Here is a 16,974-nt window from a genome sequence, read left to right on the forward strand (position 1 = left end):
ACAAAACAATCGTATTCGTATTGACTTCAAACGGTAGATGCCTAACGCCTTACCCCTGATGATCAATCAATTGCCAAGATACAATTCGATTCGCTATAAATAATATACTGACATACTATAATTATGACGAATGACAGGATCAGATAGCCGAACGTTTCTTTTTTTACTTACTTGGTAACCCATTAGCCTGTTTGCCCTACCTTATGGATATCCATCGTGCCGAAACTTTCCTGCTTGAGCAACTACGGCATGGCTTATCGCCTGCGCTTTACTACCACGGCCTTCACCATACGCTCGACGTAGTACAGGCCGCACTTGACATTGCTCAGCAGGAAGGAATTACGGATGAGGAATCACTCGCCTTATTGAAAACGGCCGCCCTTTACCACGACAGTGGCTTTATGACCACGTATCAGGGCCACGAAGAAGCAGGGTGCATACTGGCAGGCGAAACGTTGCCGGGTTTTGGCTATACCGACCAGCAGATCGAAACGGTTTGCAGCCTGATCCGGGCCACGAAGGTACCCCAGCAACCCCAAACGCACCTGGAACGGATTCTGTGCGATGCCGATCTGGACTACCTGGGCCGGGACGATTTTGAACCGATTGCCCATACCTTGTATCAGGAGCTGAAAGTTCGCGACGCCGTAGCCGACGAAACTACGTGGAACCAGATGCAGGTACGTTTTCTGGCAAATCACACGTATTGGACGCCCACGAACGACGCCCGGCGCGAACCGGGCAAACAGGCAAATCTCGCCAGACTGCGGGCACTGACAGACTAACCGACCGGCCGGGTTACGGTCTGGTTCAGGACCCGAATCCGCTGACAGAGCGTACGAACGATGCTCCGCAGCACTTCGCCCCGCTCTTCCATCAGATCGTAGAAATCTTCCTGATCAATACGCAGCAACCGTACGTCGGTCAGGGCTTCAGCTGTGGCCGACCGGGCTTCGGCATCCAGCAGGGCCAGTTCGCCAAAAAAGTCTCCGCGCTTGAAGCGGGCCAGTTGCTTGCCGCTGTCGTAAATACCGATTTCGCCCGCGTAAATCACAAACATCGACGACCCCAGATCGCCCTTATTGAATACGGTCTGCCCTTCCGCATACGACACCTCGTTCATAATCGGGGCAATGCTGCTCAGGACATTCTCGGGCGTCTGGGCAAAGAGGCTGGTTCCTTTCAGAACCATAATCAATTCAATTTCAGGAATACGGCTGTGGGCCTCAGTCGAATGGCTCATAAATCGCGACGACAAGTCGGGGAATCGTTTCAGTAACTCGCTGTAGTTGCGGGGCTGCTGCGTTTGCAGGTGTTGCACAGCCGCCACTACGCTATCCTGTAGCAATGGAATAGCATCCAGGTAATGAAGAATGGTTGAAGCCGGACTCACTCCGGGGGTCCACCGACGCAGGGCGACACTCACCGTCCAGTCGGAAAACAGGGTCTGTCCTTGTTCAATGATAAACGGCAGGATGGCTTTCTGCTCATGGAATGGTTCGAGAGCTGCGTCGATCAGCCGGATACGTTCGGCGCGGGGCTGATCGTCGATGAGCGCCTGCATGGTTTGGTATACCGGTCGCGGCACGAGATTGTCGAGCCGTTCGAGGGCGTTGGCCCGGCGTTCGCGCGACGGGTGGGCCACCCCAATCCGGACACTATCGATGACGTTGCGATCGTGCAGTTGTTCTAGCGCGTAGAACAGCCGTTGCAGGAGCAGCGTCAGTTCGTAATCGAGCGTATCGGTCAGTTCCGCGTCCTCGCCGTAACTGCCGTGCAGCAACCGCTGGGCAAGGTTTATTTCCTGGTCAACGAAGTGTTCGAAGAGCTCATCGTCGGCCGGATGTCGGCCAAACCGGCTCAATGCCCGCAGGGCCGTTGCCCGCACCGCCAACGTGGGCTGATTGGCCAGTTTGGTTAATAATTGTCGGCTCTGGTTTGTCCGGATCCCTTCACAGATACTCGCAATCCGGGTAGCCACGAGTCGGTCGGGGGTTCCCTCGACCGTTCGGGTCAGCAACGGCAGCACATCGGCTCCCATCGCTTTCAGGCTGTTGGCTGCCGTACGACCATACGTACCGTCGCTCAGCCGGTCGATGAGCCGCTGCGTAAGGTCAGGGTCACGGAGTACCCCGGCCGTTTGCAGGGCCGTTTTTACCAGGCTGGTGTCAGTATGCGTCATGCAATTCCGGACAAACGGCACATAGGCTGTGAGCCGCAGGGCCTGCACCACCGACAAAGCAGCCTTCAGGCTCGACACTGCACTTTCTTTCGTCAGGGCGGTCAGGCTGCCCAGCGCATCGGCGTTGGCCGGCTGGATTTCGAGCGTCCCGCGGATGGCACCCTGCCGGATCGCGATGTCGGAGTGGTGTAGCAACGGAGCCAGCATGCTCACTTCCGTATCGGCCCGGCGGCTAATCAGGTACGAGGCCCGTTCACGCAGGGTCGGTTCGGTATCGTAGAGTGCCTGGTGGTACAGCAGTTGTGTTGGTACCGGCCAGTCGAGCGTAGCGGTTGCGTCGAGGGTCCGGCGACGTACGGCGGCCGTGGGGTGATTCAGCAGCATGGGCGTCTGCTTACCGAGTTGGGGCGGATTATGCCGTTCGAGCCAGCCAATGGCCGCTACTACTTCGTCCGGATTTGCGCTCTGGAGCGTATCGGCCACCCGATTGAGCGCTTCGGTGGGAATCGCAATCTGATCACTCTCCAGAAACCGCCGGGCAATGGCGTCGTTCAGCTCCGTTACGTAGTGGCGATACGTGCGTTGCAGCAGCACAAGGGCCGTAATCATCAGCGCAATCCACGCCACCGGCATCCAGAACTCCAGAGCCGGCAGGGCATGAATAATGTACAGCAGCACCCCGGCGAGACCAATCCCCAGCGGTTCGTACATACCTTTAGCGAGGGTATGGCCATGCAGCCGCTGCTGGGGCGACAGCGGTTGGAACAACACCAGGAAAACCGGATCAAACAACGACCGACGTGCCACCTCGAACACCAGATAGAGTCCGCAGAAATAAATCAGCAGGCGTGTAGTATCTGTTTGAACGGCCGTTAAGGCTTCCAGCGCCAGCAGCCCCACCAGGGCCGTAAGGGGCAACACCAGCAAGGATCGACGCACCCCAAACCGGTCGAGGGCATGCCGCGACAGCAACAGCTTAACGATCATGGCAACGCCGTAGGTCAGTGCCAGTACGATACCAACGTACCGGATAACGTCCTCCTGAGCGTGAAACCGGTGCTTAACGTTGACGAAGAAATTGTATTCAATCTGAGTCGCTACTGTCGCGATCGTTGCTACGCTCAGGCACATCATAAACACCAGTTCGCTACCACCGAAAAGCCGCTCGACAAACCGGGGGCGTGCGCGTTTCACCACCCGGGCGGGCCGGTGTGGGGCGTGTACTTCGTGCGACTGAATCGTTAGCCGAAGCGTATAGAGCGCGGCTCCGAACGCCACAAAAGCGACGACCAGCAACCGTAAAATATCAGTATGCGCGTGGACCAGCACCGCCAGGATGGCACCCATCGCTTTGGCCGGCATATCGCCCGAACTGATCACACTGAACAGCCGTTTGCTCTGCCGGGTATCGAATACCACCGCCGAAACACCCCAGAACTCCAGATTTGTGAGCAGGTAAATAAGCCGGTACCCAACCATGATGGCCACGGCCGCAGTCACCGAATGCCCGACAATCACCAGCACGCCGATAACGGCTGTCATGGCCACTACGGCAATCAGGACGCGTCCGGCCAGGCGGCTCAGCAGCAGGTGGTGTTCGACGTATTCGTATAGCTTCCCCACCGCAATCATGGCAATGGCCGATGCGATGTAGGCAATCGGAAGGCTCGCTTCCGGGTTGTTCTCCAGCAGAATGGCATTGGCCGCTACGTACACCAGGATGGTACCGATACCCAGCAGAAAGTTGTGCAGAAAAAATAGCCCAACCGTCCGCGTTTCTTCCTGCCGCACACCCAACGCCCGCTGAATCCGCGACATCTGAGAGGGAGTTTCAATTACGTTGTTTACGCCAGCGTCCATTGAAAAGAGAGAGAAAGACCTCCGGAGCCGCCACTAACGACCCAGCCGAAGCATCCGTTTTGTTAGCAATTTACGCACAAAACCACAAGCGCAAGCTACCCCGGCGACTTTTGCGTCACTCCTACCCCCTACTATCCGTTAGGTATGCTTTGTTTATCAGCTCTTTACCACCGACAGCCCCGGCCCAACCACCGTGCTGCTTCTTGTCCCCGTGCTCAGTTCCGGGGGTAGATGCGCCATAATTTCGTGGCGGAGCGCATTGATCAGCTTCCGTTTCAGAAAGCTCCGGTGTATAACCAGACTCACTTCCCGAACCGGCTGCGGAGCTACAAACGGTCGAATCTTGGCCCGCCGGGCGTCGTCCATATCGATCGTAGCGAGGTACGGCAACAGCGTAAACCCATCCTGTTTGTCAATAAGCTTGATGAGCGTTTCGAGCGAACCGGTTTCGTAGCGTAGGGCATTCGCTCCATTAGCCGGACGGTTGGCTCCGCACAGATTGGCCACCTGATTCCGGAAACAGTGGCCTTCGGTCAGCAACCACAGACCTTCCGTTTGCAGATCGGCCGGCGTAATGACCGATTTGTTCGCCAGAGCGTGCGATTCGGCGGTATAGACCAGAAACGGTTCGCGAAACAGCGGAATTTCGGTGATCCCGTTTTCGGTAAGGGGCGTGACCACAATGCCCACATCGATCAGGCCGTTTTTCAGCTTTTCGATTACCTGCTCCGTCACCAACTCCTGAATCTGCACGGATACGGCCGGATAGCGCTCCACAAACTCCCGGATAAAATACGGCAGCAGATACGGCGCCAGCGTCGGAATGATACCAATCTTCAGCTCACCCCGAAAGTTATCTTTCGACTCGTTGACGAGTTCGGGAATGCGCCGGGCCGCCCGCAGCACTTCCCGGGCCTGAGCCAGAATAGCCTGTCCGGTTTCCGTCGGCACAACGGGCTGCTTCGAGCGGTCAAAAATTAGAACGCCCAGTTCATCTTCCAGCTTTTGGATCTGCATACTGAGCGTGGGTTGGGTAACGTGGCAATGGTCGGCCGCTGTAGCGAAATGCCGGTGTGTATCGACGGCTACAATATAATCGAGTTGCGTTAACGTCATGATGTATAGGCCCTATCAATAAAATCTATGCAAATCTAAATTTTATCAATCAAAACAAATTAGGACTTGTTTTACTTTTGTTCACGAAATAGCCCCCTTATTCATGAAAACCCGTTACGCTATACTTCTTATTCTTTTACTCAACAGCTTAGCCGGCTTCGCTCAGCGCAGCACGAACCCGGCAGCACCCGGCTTTGACCTCGCTGGCTCCGATCCGCGCGCTGTTCAGATCGCCGATCAGGTCATGAACGCCATGGGCGGCCGGAAAGCCTGGGATAATACCCACCTGATTGCCTGGAATTTCTTTGGAAACCGCCGACTGATCTGGGACAAATGGTCGGGTAATGTACGGATTGATAACCTGAAAGACGATCAGACGGTGATTCTGAACGTCAACAACGACAAAGGCCGGGTATTCCGGAACGGGAAAGAAGTTGAAGACCCCGATTCGGTGGCGAAGTACGTCAAGCAGGGGAAAGGAGCCTGGATTAACGACTCCTACTGGCTCGTGATGCCGTTCAAACTGAAGGATTCGGGCGTAACGCTCAAATACGTTGGCGAAGACAAAACCGCCGACGCCAAACCGGCCGATAAGCTGCAACTGACCTTCAAGGGCGTCGGCAATACGCCCGACAACAAATACTACGTATGGGTCGATAAGCAGACGCACCTGGTTTCGCAGTGGGCGTACTTTCCGAAATTCACCGACGAAACACCGCGCTTTACCCTGCCGTGGGCCGATTACCAGAAACGGGGAAAAATCCTGTTATCGGGCGAGCGGGGCGAACGTGACCTGACTGATATTATGGTCTTTACGGGGCTGCCGGGCGAAGTATTTACCGATTTTACCCGGCCTGACCTGAACCGCTACCCGCAGGCCGATCAAGATTAATTCCTTGCAACCATCAGCTTGCAAAAGCTGTTTTCCAACTATGGAAACACCCGCGTTATCATCACCCACCACGTTCCAGTCGGCCGGCGGCTCATCGACCGTGTCGCCCCAGCTTGGCCGCACTGGCGTTCTGATCGTAAACCTTGGTACGCCCGACAGCCCATCTGTACCCGACGTTCGCAAATACCTGCGGGAGTTTCTGATGGATGGCCGGGTTATCGACATCCCGACGGTTCCGCGTTTCCTCCTCGTGAATGGTATCATTGCGCCGTTCCGCGCACCCAAATCGGCAAAGACGTATCGCCAGTTATGGACAGAAACCGGCTCTCCGCTCAAATACTATGGGCAGGTTATTGAACGCGACCTCCAGCGGGAACTCGGCGACGCCTATCTGGTGAAGCTGGCAATGCGGTACCAGAACCCGAGCATTGACGCCGGTCTGGCCGAATTTCAGCGGCTGGGACTGACCGAAATCATTGTTATCCCGTTCTTTCCGCAATACGCTTCGGCTACCACCGGCTCGGTGTATGAGAAGGTGATGGATGTGCTGAAAACCTGGCAGGTGATGCCCCGGATTCGGTTCGTCAACCGGTTTCTGGAGCATCCCAAGTTTATCGAAGGGTTCGTTCAGCTTGGCCGTAAACACATGGCTGAGCACGACTACGACCATTTTGTGTTCAGCTACCACGGCCTGCCCGAACGCCAGATCCGGAAGGGCGACGTAACGAAGCAGGTCTGCCAACTGGGCGATTGCTGCTCGTCACTTCATGCGCTCAACCAGCATTGCTACCGGGCGCAGTGCTTTGAAACCACCCGTCGGCTGGTGCGTGAACTGGGCATTTCCGAAGGGAAACACACGACCTGTTTTCAGTCGCGGCTGGGTAAAGATCCGTGGATTCAGCCCTACACCGAGGACGTAGTGAAAGAACTGGCAACCAAGGGTGTCAAACGCGTCCTGGCGTTTTCGCCCGCGTTCGTAGCCGACTGCCTCGAAACCACCATTGAAGTAGGCGAAGAATACAAAGAACTGTTCGAACAAAACGGTGGTCAGCACTGGCAACTGGTCGAAAGCCTCAACGATAGCCCGATCTGGGTGGAAACACTGGTCGATCTGGTGAAAAATAGCTGATGACGTAGCCGAACTGAGTGGCTAACAAAAATGATGCGTATTAAAAAGACCGGGGCGTCCCCCGGTCTTTTTTTGTCTCCCGATGCGCACGCTCTGCTTCACCATTGCTCCGCTCCGCCCTTCGTCTGCCAGCCTGCTCCCGATAGCCTTACAATACGGTTCCATTCAGGAGCAAAATACGTGTTACCATTTATTCAAATAGCATAAAAAATACCTACCGAAAAATGGACAATGGACCAATTATTGTTCAAAACTCCACTAAACCTATTTCGTATCGACTATAGCAATTTTATCTACCTAACCACATGCGATTTCTTTCCTTGTCTATTCAGCGCATACGCCGGTATGTTACGCTGTCTCTGGCTACCCTCATGGCTATCAGCCTGTCGGTAGCCTCGAACCCACCAGTCAATGCCCCCCCCGGAAAACCGGCTCTCAAGCCTTATGTTTCGCTGCTCCGATCGCCGGGTAATCCGCTTATTCGCATTCCGCTTGCTGCTAATGACCCGATCCGGTTTAGTCTCACCGTCGACAAACCAGCCGTTCGATTAGGTGAGGAGATTGAGCTGACCATCACGGCAGAGCTACTGAACGTATCACCTAACCTGATGTTTTTCCTACCCGGCTCCAATGCCTTCAGTCTGAAGCTGTTGCTACCTCCGGGTTTCGAACAGACCGGGGGTACATTCGTCGACTATGTCGGCGACGAACTGACATACCCTGCCAAACCAACCGTAACATACCGAATCAAAGGCCGTTTCACAGCAGTAACACCGGGGGCCACCTTCCGGCTGTTGCGCAGCCATCGTCAGGCTGGCGACCAAAGCCAGTTTGTCGAAAAAGCCCGGCTCCAGACCGAACCATTTACCAGCCTGAGCGGGCAACCCCTGCCCCGCCGGCAACCTGCTGTGCTGTACGTCCTGACAACCCCGGAAGGCTCGTCGGCAGGAGCCCGTACGGCGGCTTCCAACGTCAGCTACCGGGGCTTCTTTGAGTTTGCCCACTGCGACATTGTTGGTGGCTGGGCCATGAACGACAATGCCCGCCGACGGTCAACGAGCGTCGACATTTTCATTGACGATCAGAAAGTTGCCACCGTACCGGCCGATCAGATCCGGCAGGATGTAGCCGATGCGTTCGACGTTCGGGATTACAACCGCTACGGATTCCGGTGGGAGATGCCGGCAAAATACAGGAATAATAAGTCGCTACGGGTTTCAGCCCGTTTTTCCGGTACCGATACGGAGTTAACCCTCAGCCCCCGCACGACCGACGTTTGTAAGGGCTCCGGCCCCGTAACTCCCCCGGTCGACCCGCCGGAAACCGAAACGCCTACTACGCCCCCGGCTAACGCCCGCTACCGGGGTTTCCTGGACTGGGCATCCTGCGAGCGGATTACGGGTTGGATCATGAACGAGAACGCCCGGAATCAATCGGCCAGCATTGACATTTACATCAACAACCAGAAAGTTGCCACCATAACGGCCGATCAGCAGCGACCGGACGTAGCGGCTGCCTTTGGTGTGAAAGGGTTTGACAGGTACGGGTATAACTGGCTGATTCCCGACCGCTACAAAAAGAATGCCCGTTTAACAATTACGGTTAAAGGGGCGAGTACAACCCAGGAGCTAACCAACAGTCCCCGTACTACTGATGTGTGCGAAAACAGCACGCCGGTACAGGACAGTTGCCGCTTTGAGGTCTCTGTCCGTTCCGTAACGGCCACCTGCGGCAGTTCGGTTACCTTAACCACTACCTGCGAGGGCGAAGACTGCAACGGTGTTAACTACGCCTGGGCTGGCAACGACCTGACAAAAACCGGTTCGTCAATCAGTTTCGACGCCCCCTCGACCAACGGGGTGTACTCCTACACCGTCACAGCCAGCCGAAATGGGTGCACACCTAAAACGGCCGTTTCGACGGTCACGGTGACTGGGTGCGTCACTACACCACCGCCCGTTAAGGACAGTTGTCGGTTTGCGGTCACAGCCAGTTCGCTGACAGCCACCTGCGGTAGTTCAGTTACAGTAACGGCCAACTGCGAAGGCGAGGATTGTAACCGGGTAAATTATCAGTGGACCGGCAACGGCATTACCCAGGCAGGTCAGTCACTGGCTCTCAACGCTCCTTCGACAAACGGTACGTATTCATACACCGTCACGGCCACTCAAGACGGTTGTCCGCCTAAAACCGCCGTTTCAACCGTTACGGTCAGCGACTGTGAGTCTACCCCACCCCCCGTCAAGGATAGCTGTCGGTTTGCGGTTTCGGTCAATTCCGTGACGGCTACCTGCGGCAGTTCGGTTACCTTAAGCACTACCTGCGAAGGCGAAGACTGCGACGGCGTAACCTACGCCTGGACTGGCAACGACCTGACAAAAACCGGCTCATCAATCAGTTTCGACGCTCCCTCGACCAACGGCACCTACTCGTATACGGTAACGGCCAGCCGCAACGGTTGCACGTCTAAAACTGCGGTTTCGACCGTTACGGTGACTGGGTGCGTCACTACGCCACCACCCGTTAAGGACAGTTGCCGGTTCAGTATCTCGGCCAGTTCTGTGACGGCCACTTGTGGCAGTTCGGTTACCTTAAGCACTACCTGCGAAGGCGAAGACTGCGACGGCGTTAGCTATACCTGGTCGGGCAACGGCATAAACAAAACCGGTGCGTCTGTCAGCTTCAACGCTCCGTTGGCAGACGGCACGTATTTCTATACGGTCAAAGCCACCCGAAACGGCTGCGCAGCCAAGACAGACACTGTCGCCATTACGGTCAGCGGCTGCACACCGCCATCCAACGACGAGTATCCCATCCTGAACAGCCCTTTCCCCGCCGATAAGCGCCCTGTTCTGCAAAATGAACGGGTTCGGGTAGCGATCGATCTGGGTGTTGGGGGCGTAATCCGCGAGGTAACCGACCTGGAAGTCGGCGAGAATATGATCAACTGCATGGTCAAATCGGATGGTGTGCGCGATCCGGGCCGCGACGATCAGATTTCGCTCTACAGCCTCCCCGGCGACAATACAGGCTGGAAACAGGGCAAAGGACCACTCCTGCAGGACATCGGCTACAACCCCGTTCAGGGTGGCGACATTGCCGGTAATTTCTCCCCAATCCTGGGCTATGGCCGTACCGATAAGATGCTGTACTCGAAAACGCGGGGGCTGCACTGGGGGCTGAACAACGAACTGGGCGACTACATTGTTGAGCAGTGGGTTTGGCTCGATGGCAACATCGTCCGGCGGCACGTCCGCATCACCGGCGACCGTAAGGATGAGACACGGTACAGCGACGCCCGGCAGCAGGAACTACCCTGTACGTATACCAACAGCGCATATTACCAGTATTACGTCGTGCAGGCCGACCCTTACACAAATGGCGAACTGATTAACGTCAACGCCCTGCCCAATATCGGCGGCACGCAGGAAAGCCTGAGCCAGCATAACAACCGGCCGGTTTCGGGTCCCTACGACATCGACGCGTCGGAGCCGTGGATTGTAGCCATCCGGCCAAGCATTAACCGGGGTCTGGCGCTGCATACGCCCTTCTCGCATGAATTCAGAGCCGGTTTGTTCGGTGAGATTGGCTGGGGACCGGCCGAGTCGAGCAACGCGGGCTACATTGCCAATGGCATTACCATGATTCTGGACCGGAACGGGGTGTATGAATTCGACATCAACATGGTGGTTGGTACGCTTTCCGAAATCCGGAATACAATCAATACCCTGCCGCGCTCGGAGACGAAGCCTAATTACGTATTTGCGGGCCAGGGCAAACGGCATGGCTTCTTCTACCGCAAAGGATACGACCAGGGCTACCCCGTCGGCGATGAACTTGTCATTACGCCGACCGATAAACGCTTCCGGTTCAATTCACCGACGAAAGGGTACCGAACCAATGAATTCAAGACGGTCTACGTTCGGATGCGGGCCAGAACGCGCGAAACGCAGTTGGTTTTTGACTGGCGTAAGGTAGGACAAACCGAACTGCAGGCCGCCCAGGCAGGTCAGCAAATGACGTTCACGATCACCGGCGACAATCAATACCGGACGATCGCCATTCCGGTTGGCAACCATCCTGATTGGAACGGTACGGTTGCCGAATTTGGCATCAAGTATGTCAACCCAACCGAAACGCCCGTCTACAATCAGGAATTTGGCATCAAATGGCTGTCGGCAAGCGACTTAGGTAATTGACGCGTGTAGGAACCGTCTACGGGCAACACGAAGTTCGTGTTGCCCGTAGACGGTTCCTGTTTTGTTACGTACCCTAACGGCCGATTGTCTCAGTTCGCCGGTGCTGAATTTTCCAGCAGCTCAATCAGCCTGACCAGGTCCACCGGTTTAACCAGATGTGCGTTAAAGCCGGACTCAAAGCTCTGGCGAATGTCCTCCTCTTTGCCATAGCCGCTCAGCGCAATTACCAGCACATCGGCGCCCCGTGGCCGCTGCCGTAGCAACCGACAGGTATCGTACCCATCGATGCCGGGCATACCCAGGTCCAGCACTACGGCGTCTGGCTGCTGCCGTTCGGCGGCTTCCAGCGCATCCTGCCCACTGTAATACGTACTCACCTGATACCCTTTGATTTTCAGCAACATCGACAGGGTAAAAGCAGCCTCTTTGTTATCATCAACCACCCATACCGAGTTGCCTGATGATGGTTCATTCGTCGAACTCATTGATCGTAAAATTTGTGCGCTATAGTATGGGTAAGTAAATTATGAACTCACTTCCTTTTCCGGGGCCCTCACTATAAGCTTCTACACGCCCCCGGTGCATTTCAATAAACTGTTTGACCAGGGTTAACCCCAGCCCAAGCCCCCCTTGCGAACGGGTATGGGACGCATCGACCTGAGCAAACATGTCGAAGATCCGTATTAGCTGATCTGCCGGGATACCGATACCGTCATCGCGGATACGTAATACGGCCTCTTTCTCCGCCTTCGCCAGGCTCACATCAATGTGGCCCCCGCTGGGCGTAAACTTACCGGCATTGCTTAGTAGGTTGCGGATCACCTGCGTCAGCCGGATCGTATCGCCGTCAACGTAAATCGGTTCGTCCGGCAGGCTCACCCGAAGCTGACACTGGTGGTGGCGCTCGATGGCTGGTCGGGCCGCTTCAACAGCCTGGTACGTAAGTTTACCCAGTTCCAGCGGATTCAGCCGTAGTTCGGTCTTGCCACGGTTGATCCGACTTACGTCCAGCAGGTCATCGACCAGCCCCACCAGTTGAGTCATCTCCCGGCTCATCATATCAATCGCCTGCTCCAGAGGAAAGCTGGCATCTTTCCCTTCGGTCAGCTTCAGAATAAGCAACGTATTACTCAGTGTAGCCAGTGGATTACGTAGCTCGTGCGCCAGCAAAGCCATAAACTCGTCTTTTCGCCGATCGGCCTCCAGCAAGGCTTCCTCGGCCTGCTTGCGTTCGGTAATGTCGAACATAACGCCACTCATGCGGGTTGCCCGGTCGGCGATGACCTCCGTAACCCGCCCGTATCCGCTCATCCAGCAAACGACCCCATCCTCACGTAGCACCCGAAAATCGGCGTCGTAAACGCCCTTCTGGCTGATCGCATCGGTTAGGAGTCCTATCAGCCACTCCTGATCACCCGGATGAATATGGCTGATGAACGTACTGGCCGGTACGGGGTTCGTCTGCATCGGCATACCGAGCAGGGTAAAGTGCTGATCGTTCCAGTACACGTCGTCGGTGAGCAGATTCCACTCCCAGGTAGCAAGCTCAGCGGCTTCAACAGCCAGCCGGGTACGTTGCTCCTGATCACGCAGGGCCTTTTCAGTGTTTGCGCGTTCCACGGCCCCCCAGGCCAATTCGGCGGTTTCGACAGCCAGCCCAATTTCATGTTCTGTCCATTGCCTCGGGCTGGATTGAACCAGCGAAAAGATACCGACCGCCCGGCCCTCTTTTATCACCGGCACATCAATGAAGGAGATCACCTGCAGTTGGAGACATATATCCCGCAGCGGCTCATCGAGTATATCCGTCGTAGCCGCATCATAAACGACAAATGGCACACCACCCTCAACTACTTTCCGGAAGATGTCGAAACTGCTGAGCGGATAAACGCCGGCCACCGACGGCAAATCGCCGGTGGCAGCATCCCGGCTGATGATTGCCTGACCACCTTCTATCAAGGCGTAATAGCATCGATCGGTACCCAGAAAATTCATGGCGGTTTCGGCCACTGCCTGTTGAATGGCAATGGGGTCGGCTGTCGAACGAAGCGCATCATTGAGTTCCAGCAGATAGTCCCGCCGTTGCTCCAACTGCCTGCGCTGGGTGATGTCGTCATAGATGGCGGCAATAAACAGACTTCCTTCTGTGCCTACCCGGGACAGATAACAGGTATACCATTGACCCAGTTGCTGCACTGGATACTCAATCCGGATTGGCTCGCCGGTATGATACACTTTTTCGAGCAGTCTGTACCACTCTGCTTCAAGGTTAGGCACAAGCTCACTCATTCGCCTATCGACCGGATTTTCTATACCGGTCATCCGTGTAAACGAAGGGTTGTCTTCCCTATGCCAATAGTCAACGACATTACCCTCGTCGTCGAAAATCAGTTCCAGCAGACTAAACCCTTCGTCGATGGAGTTGAAGATCGTACGGTATTTCTCTTCACTTCGGCGCAGAGACGCTTCAACCTCGGCCCGTTCGAGACGGAGCAGCACCCGGTTACAGACCTCCTGAACCAGCTCGATTTCTTCGGCTGTCCACTGGCGGGGCTGGTTGTCGGTAACCACAAAAAAGCCTTTCAACCGGTTGTTACTGAAGAATGGCACAGCGAGGTAGGCCCCGATATTGATGGCCGCTGTGGCCGTAGCGATGCTGCGCGGGTCGTTCTGCGCGTCGTTAATGACCCAGGGTTCGCCGGCCTGCATAGCCCGGGTAAACGCTGGCGTTGTATAATCGTCAATGCGGTAGATGCCCTCGATCCTCGGTACGTTCAGCACATGCCAATAGTACCGAACCACGAACTCAGTACCGGCCTCATTCACGGCAATGTAGTGGTAGCCGGTCAGATGCAGGAACGCGGCCAGCTTTTGACCGATCGTTTGAATAATCTCTTCGCCGGTCGAAAGCCGGGTAAAATCGTCGGCGATTTCGACCAGGAACCGCCCGTTTGCGTCGGCTCGTTTGCGTCGGGTAACATTAACGCTGATGCCAATAATCCGGATGATGCTGCCGTGTTCATTTTTAATGGCCAGGCCACGATCAATGAGGTGGCTGTATTGCCCATCCTTGCATTTAACCCGGTATTCAGCCACGAATTTATTCTGGGCGCTAAGAGGAGCAGGGGGCAGAAAAGCGAGGTTGGCCCGATCGTCGGGGTGAATCAAGGCCAGCCAGGCTTCGGGCTGTTCGGCAATCTCCCCTTGCTCATAGCCCAGCACGTTGGTAAACCCTTCGCTTCGTACCACACGCCCCGTCGCAATATCCCAGTCATAGATAAAACCGTCGAGCGCTTCCTCGGCCAGGGTGAACCGTTCGTTGGCCAGTTGCAGGGCTTGTTCCCAGGCTTTGCGCTGCGTTATCTTTTGCGCAACCCCAATGGCCCGAATGGGCTCGCTCTGTTCATTACGTATCAGCTTGCCGGAAACCCGGAACCATTCAAGGCCCACGCCAGGATTCGCCGACAGCGTCCGCATCTCATACGTGAACCGGTCGACACCGTTCGTTGCGGCTTCCGTCAATGCCTGTTGCACCTGCCGACGATCATCCGGATGCACCGATTGCAGATTATCTTCCAGTCGGCTGAGCGGCACCCGGCCCGTGATGTTGGTGAAATTGTCTGAAAAATACGGCACCCGGGTTTTTAAGTCGAGCTCCCAGGCGTACATCTCAGCCGCTTCCATGGCGAGTCGTAACCGCTCCTCGCTTTCCCGGATTGCCTTGTCGGCACGTACGCGTTCCGTAACGTCGTTGAACAGTACGGCAAGATGGTGATCGCCGGGCAGCCCGGTGGGTGTAGCGTACAGCTCGAACCATTGCCCCGACGATGTCTGGTAGCTGAACCGCACCGGCTCCCCGGTTCGTACGACGTCGGCGTATTTATTGATCAGCGCTGGATTCACATGGGGTATCACCTCGCGGATGGTTTTGCCAACCACCTCTGTCATGCCCGTTTGTTTTTCGAACGCAGGATTTACGTCAAGGTACCGGAAGTCGTACGGCTCCTGTTTGTCATCGAACAGTATTTCGATAGTGCAGAAACCCTCATCGATTGAGTTGAATAAGGCGAAATAGTTGTCAATTGCTTTCTGAACTATCTCCTCTTTCAGGCGCAGTACGTCCTGCTGCGCCTGTTTGCGCTCGGTGATGTCGACCGTAGTGGTTGCAACGCCATCGTACAGTTTAACCGCCGATTGAAAGAACCAGCCGTTAAACTGCTCATGCACGTAGTGCCGCTCCGATTGGTCCGGAACGCCGGTTTCCACCACCCGTTTAAACGTATCAAAGATGCCCTCTTCCACCACGCCGGGGTTCAGGGTCAGCAGGCTTTTACCGATTACCTCGCCGTAGTACTGTTCGGAAGCATGATTGTTCAGTGTCCAGACGAAATCAACAATCTGCCCCTGCTCGTCACGGACGGCCTCAAACACCTGAATCATGGCCAGTGAGCTATTCAGCGTGGCCCGTAGCAAGTCCTGCGTCGCTTTCAGCTCGGCGGTACGGTCAGCGACTTCTTTTTTGATGCGAGACCGGTACGCGACTTCGGCCTGTCGCAACACCTCTTCCGTCTGTTTGCGCCCGGAGATATTCCGGGTTGTGAATGTGACGCCACTCGCTTTCCCGTCAGCCTGTAAAATCGGATAAAAGAAAAATTCCCACCAACTGGAGCCGTTGATCCCCTGAATCTGCTTCTCAACCGATACCTCTTCACCGGCGAGTGCCTGCTGAAAATGGTCGATAAAACTAGCCCGATCGCCGTCCGAAACAAACTGTAGAACCGACTGACCAACCTCCATTACCGTACCAAAAACGGCCTCAGCAGCCGACGCGGCAAAGCGGTTGAAAATCTGTATGGTGAAGTCAGGAGCAATCAGCATAATCGACTGATTGGCACTGTCGAGGATAGCCCGCTGATTAGCTTCCGCAATAGCGAGCCGCTCCTCCGCCTGCTTGCGTTCACTAATGTCGATGTTCAGGCCAACCCATTTCTGAATAGCCCCATCCGGGCCAGCAATGGCCGTAGCCCGGACGTTCGTCCAGCGCCAGCCACCGTCCGGGCTGCGCAGCCGAAACTCGGCATTGACCGGAAGCCGCTGCACGACGGCATCCTGCCATTGCCGGAGCGCATACGCCTGATCGTCGGGATGAACCGCCTGCACCCAGCCCTCGCCAAGCCAGTCGGTCAGGCTTTGGCCGGTATAAGCCCGCCAGCTTGGCGAATCTGACCTAACGATGCCGTTCGCGTCGGTTTCCCAAACGGCCTGAGCGAAGGACTCGGTAAGGGTCATCAACTCACCAACGGTCAGGGTACTACGTAACGAGGCAACATATTGGTGTTGAGCTTCCTGATCCATACGTCAACAAGTAAAAACGACGCAAACAGCTATAGTTCTCCTATCGAAAAGAACACGAGTCCATAGCCTGTTTATATACGGCTAAGAAACAACTGCCACTAAAAATCTACCTAGTTCGCCTGTGGGCACAATTGAATATAAAGCAAGTTTACTATTTTGACTGGCAACAAAAAAGCCGTGCCAGCATATGCCAGGACACGGCTTATCATATGGTACTACCCGAGTGTGCGGCAACAATCAG

Annotated in this window: 8 protein-coding genes; 4 read left to right on the forward strand and 4 right to left on the reverse strand. The window is 55.5% G+C overall.

Annotated features, from left to right (window positions below; genetic code table 11):
* The first annotated feature begins 203 nt into the window (after positions 1-203).
* Positions 204-785 (forward strand): HD domain-containing protein, encoded by a 582-nt coding sequence (locus BN8_RS16885; protein ID WP_009283127.1) that lies wholly within the window; start codon positions 204-206, stop codon positions 783-785.
* Here the strand turns inward: BN8_RS16885 and BN8_RS16890 are convergent.
* Both BN8_RS16890 and BN8_RS16895 read right to left on the reverse strand, forming a co-directional pair.
* Complete coding sequence (locus tag BN8_RS16890; RefSeq protein ID WP_009283128.1) at positions 782-4,042, reverse strand: cyclic nucleotide-binding domain-containing protein; 3,261 nt, start codon at positions 4,040-4,042, stop codon at positions 782-784. The genes BN8_RS16885 and BN8_RS16890 overlap by 4 nt on opposite strands.
* 156 nt (positions 4,043-4,198) lie before the next feature.
* Positions 4,199-5,158, reverse strand: a complete 960-nt coding sequence (locus tag BN8_RS16895; RefSeq protein ID WP_009283129.1) for a hydrogen peroxide-inducible genes activator — start codon at positions 5,156-5,158, stop codon at positions 4,199-4,201.
* 103 nt (positions 5,159-5,261) lie between these two features.
* On the opposite strand from BN8_RS16895, the gene BN8_RS16900 reads away from it, so the two are divergent.
* The 3 genes from BN8_RS16900 to BN8_RS16910 all read left to right on the forward strand — a co-directional run bounded on the left by BN8_RS16900 (position 5,262) and on the right by BN8_RS16910 (position 11,378).
* The gene (locus tag BN8_RS16900) at positions 5,262-6,050 is read left to right on the forward strand and encodes a hypothetical protein (RefSeq protein WP_009283130.1); all 789 of its coding nucleotides are present in this window, start codon (positions 5,262-5,264) and stop codon (positions 6,048-6,050) included.
* A gap of 40 nt (positions 6,051-6,090) precedes the next feature.
* On the forward strand, positions 6,091-7,179 hold the full coding sequence (hemH, locus tag BN8_RS16905; protein ID WP_009283131.1) for a ferrochelatase: 1,089 nt from the start codon (positions 6,091-6,093) through the stop codon (positions 7,177-7,179).
* 305 nt (positions 7,180-7,484) lie between these two features.
* The gene (locus BN8_RS16910) at positions 7,485-11,378 is read left to right on the forward strand and encodes a hypothetical protein (RefSeq protein WP_009283133.1); all 3,894 of its coding nucleotides are present in this window, start codon (positions 7,485-7,487) and stop codon (positions 11,376-11,378) included.
* A gap of 89 nt (positions 11,379-11,467) precedes the next feature.
* Here BN8_RS16910 and BN8_RS31895 read toward each other — a convergent pair whose 3' ends face one another.
* Positions 11,468-11,863, reverse strand: coding sequence for a response regulator (locus BN8_RS31895; RefSeq protein ID WP_009283134.1), 396 nt, complete (start codon positions 11,861-11,863; stop codon positions 11,468-11,470).
* 19 nt (positions 11,864-11,882) lie between these two features.
* A complete protein-coding gene (locus BN8_RS31900) occupies positions 11,883-16,733 on the reverse strand; it encodes a PAS domain S-box protein (RefSeq protein ID WP_009283135.1) in 4,851 nt (1,616 codons plus the stop codon).
* Positions 16,734-16,974: the final 241 nt, after the last annotated feature.

The organism is Fibrisoma limi BUZ 3 (assembly GCF_000296815.2).
Lineage (GTDB): Bacteria > Bacteroidota > Bacteroidia > Cytophagales > Spirosomataceae > Fibrisoma > Fibrisoma limi.

Excerpts from the sequence above, each read along its gene's own strand:
- BN8_RS16890 (WP_009283128.1), bottom strand. The coding sequence starts at position 4,042 with ATGGACGCTGGCGTAAACAACGTAATTGAAACTCCCTCTCAGATGTCG.
- BN8_RS16900 (WP_009283130.1), top strand. The coding sequence starts at position 5,262 with ATGAAAACCCGTTACGCTATACTTCTTATTCTTTTACTCAACAGCTTA.
- BN8_RS31900 (WP_009283135.1), bottom strand. The coding sequence starts at position 16,733 with ATGGATCAGGAAGCTCAACACCAATATGTTGCCTCGTTACGTAGTACC.
- BN8_RS16910 (WP_009283133.1), top strand. The coding sequence starts at position 7,485 with ATGCGATTTCTTTCCTTGTCTATTCAGCGCATACGCCGGTATGTTACG.
- BN8_RS31895 (WP_009283134.1), bottom strand. The coding sequence starts at position 11,863 with ATGAGTTCGACGAATGAACCATCATCAGGCAACTCGGTATGGGTGGTT.
- hemH (WP_009283131.1), top strand. The coding sequence starts at position 6,091 with ATGGAAACACCCGCGTTATCATCACCCACCACGTTCCAGTCGGCCGGC.
- BN8_RS16895 (WP_009283129.1), bottom strand. The coding sequence starts at position 5,158 with ATGACGTTAACGCAACTCGATTATATTGTAGCCGTCGATACACACCGG.
- BN8_RS16885 (WP_009283127.1), top strand. The coding sequence starts at position 204 with ATGGATATCCATCGTGCCGAAACTTTCCTGCTTGAGCAACTACGGCAT.